Source organism: Thalassospira sp. UBA4513 (genome assembly GCF_002388495.1).
In the GTDB taxonomy this organism is placed as follows: Bacteria; Pseudomonadota; Alphaproteobacteria; order Rhodospirillales; family Thalassospiraceae; genus Thalassospira; species Thalassospira tepidiphila.
In genome coordinates this window covers 3,103-3,740 of the sequence record NZ_DGMR01000031.1, presented here as the reverse complement: position 1 = coordinate 3,740, position 638 = coordinate 3,103, and the positions used below count along the sequence as shown (strand labels likewise).

The 638-nt window shown below is 53.8% G+C and carries 1 protein-coding gene; it reads right to left on the bottom strand.

Annotation, left to right across the window (positions count from 1 at the left end; all coding sequences use genetic code 11):
• Positions 1-401: transcriptional repressor (locus B2T33_RS12210; protein ID WP_286792115.1), on the bottom strand; the 401-nt coding region annotated here is incomplete at its 3' end.
• Between the last annotated feature and the right edge of the window lie 237 nt (positions 402-638).

The following is a 638-nucleotide window of genomic DNA, read 5'->3' as shown; positions in this document are numbered from 1 at the left end:
GCCGCCTTGCGCACCGCGTTGCTCATATCCTCATTAACCGCCTCGGCCACGCGCCCGCAATCGGTACAGATGAAATACTGCCCCAGATGTTCGCAATCAGGTCTATCACAGCCGAAATAGGCATTAAGCGACTCAATTCTGTGCACCAGACCAAGCTCGGTCAGGAATTCCAGCGCGCGATAAACCGTTGGCGGCTGAACCCGTTGCCCTTCGGCGGTCAGCGCATCGAGCAACTCATAGGCCGTCACCGCCTTGTGCGATTGCCAGATCAGGGTAAAGACCTTGCGGCGCATGTCGGTAAAGCGCGCATTTTCGCTGTCACAGACTTTCTCTGCCTGCGCAAGTGCGCTATGCACACATCTGTCGTGATCATGGCCCTTTTTGGGGAAAAGATCGCTCATAGCTGAATATCTCGTATCGACGGCCATCTGGTTTCGGCGGTTTCGGCCCAACCGATTTCAAAAAGCCGTGGCATCTGATGAAATGTTATAATATATCATTTTCTGACGCGCCGAACGTCAAAAGTCAACCACCATCGACCGGAGCTTCCCCATGACGGGCTCAAATGCACAGATTGCCGACAAACTGAAATTCAACGAAAACGGCCTGATCCCGGCAATCGCCCAGCAACATGACAG